The 2075-nt window shown below is 39.3% G+C and carries 1 protein-coding gene and 1 pseudogene; both read right to left on the reverse strand.

Going from position 1 to position 2075, the window contains the following annotated elements; translation table 11 throughout:
• Positions 1-41 precede the first annotated feature (41 nt).
• Positions 42-107, reverse strand: a pseudogene (locus tag DWV53_RS16455) (two component system sensor kinase); the annotation flags it as partial.
• A complete protein-coding gene (gene tet(Q), locus DWV53_RS15140) occupies positions 107-2032 on the reverse strand; it encodes a tetracycline resistance ribosomal protection protein Tet(Q) (protein ID WP_004291466.1) in 1926 nt (641 codons plus the stop codon). The pseudogene DWV53_RS16455 and the gene tet(Q), both read right to left, overlap by 1 nt.
• Positions 2033-2075: the final 43 nt, after the last annotated feature.

Genomic DNA, 2075 nt, shown 5'->3' on the forward strand with positions numbered 1-2075 from the left:
TAGCTGCTTAGCACATTATTGAATTATTAACGAACTATTGCGATAAGAATGGAGATAAGTATATATCCCAACCGTATTGCCTTATAGAAATTTCCTGACCGCTCCATTATTTTAATGACATTGATTTTTGGAACATGAATAAAAGTTTATCTTTTTCGTTCATGCGGATATTATCAGAATAACCGTCTTTTGTTATTTGATACCCACATGGCTTAACCATAAAAATGCCTAAGCCCTTAGTGTACGAACTTACTTCTGAGGCATAGTCTTTACTTGTATTTAATGGAACTTTCCCTTTAATATGACACCACTCATTATTACAACTGATGTCTTCAATCTCAGACATCAGTTTTTGCAAATCTGTAATAGCTTTGGAACTCGCTACTTGGGGTATCTGCAACTCAAAACAGAGCATCGGTTCGAGAATGTCCACACCTGACTGTTGCAAAGCCAGCCTGAAGACATAAGGGGTCAGCTGTCTGAAATCAGCAGGTGTACTTACCGGGCTATAATACTCGGCTTGAGTAAAAGTTACTTTCAGATCAGTCACTTCCCATCCATGTAAACCAGATTGGCAAGACATACGAATCCCTTCAAAAACGGCATTTTGAAAAGAATGGTTCAGATAACCATAGGAGATGTCACTTTCGATTTGCAACCCTGCCCCTAACGGTAAGGGTTCAAGAGTCAGCCCTATTGTGGCCCAGTAAGGGTTGGGTGGTACTTCGATCTGAATAATCTTATTGACCTTTTTTATAGGTCGTTCTTTGTAGATAGTCTTGATCTCATCAAAATGGACCTTTACGGAAAATCGTTCTTCCAGCAATGTCTGTATGATTTCCTTTTGGGTCAAACCATATAACGAGATTTCCAATTCATCACTATATGAGTTTATGGAAAAGGACAAAGACGGGTCTTCAATCCACAATGTATTCAGAGCGGATATCACCTTGCTTCTCTCTTCGGGCTTATTTGGCCGGACGGAGGATTTGAGAGCGGGATGCTGATGAGATAATCCTTGAATCAAACAAGGTTTAGCACCTAAATAATCTCCGATTCGAAAATCTTCTATATCTTCTACAATCGCGATATCATTGGCACCCACTTCATCAACATTTATCTCTCTGCCCTGATAAATAGTCTTTAGATTTTTAATCTTGATGAATTTTTCCGAATCGTTGATTCTTACAACGTCTCGAAGTCTCAGACTTCCGTCAATTATTTTAAGAAAACTTCTTTTATGCCCTTTGGGGTCATGCTCTATCTTATAGAGATAAGCTGAAAGTCTGTTTGAGACTGATGCCGGAGGAAGTATAAAAGAAGAAATGGCGTCCAACAACTCATTGATACCGATATTGAACATTGCTGATCCATGTAGCACCGGATAGACTTTGGCTTTTGCCACAAGAGCGATTATCGTATTCCAATAATCAGCCGGTGAAATTTCGCTATCCGCCAAATATCGTTCTAATATATCGTCGTCATGGTTGCATACAAATTCTTTGTATTCTTCCTTTATATATGTTTGGGAGCAAACCGGATAAACCGATCCATCGACAACAGTTTGCATAAACAGGACATCTTGCGACAGATTTGTTTTTATATCCATATACAAACGCTCCAAATTCACACCGGCACGGTCAATCTTATTGATAAATATAATTGTCGGGATTTGCAGCTTTTGTAAAGTACTGAACAGCAACTTTGTCTGCGCTTGTATGCCTTCCTTTGCGGATAAGATGAGGACTGCTCCATCAAGCATTTTGAATGTCCGCTCCACTTCCGCAATAAAATCCATGTGTCCCGGAGTGTCAATGATATTGCATTTCACTCCATTCCAGATAATAGATGTCGTAGAAGCCCGGACAGTAATTCCTCTACGTTTCTCTATATCCATAGAGTCCGTTATGGTGTCACCATTATCCACACGGCCGCACTTTTCCGTTGCTCCACTGGCAAACAGCAGATTCTCGGTTACGGAAGTTTTTCCTGCATCAATGTGAGCAAGAATTCCTAAATTTATAATATTCATCCTTCAATACTGCGTTAAATTAATATTTAATCGTCTGTAAATC

Origin of the sequence: Segatella copri, assembly GCF_003465495.1 — a bacterium.
GTDB lineage: Bacteria > Bacteroidota > Bacteroidia > Bacteroidales > Bacteroidaceae > Prevotella > Prevotella copri_G.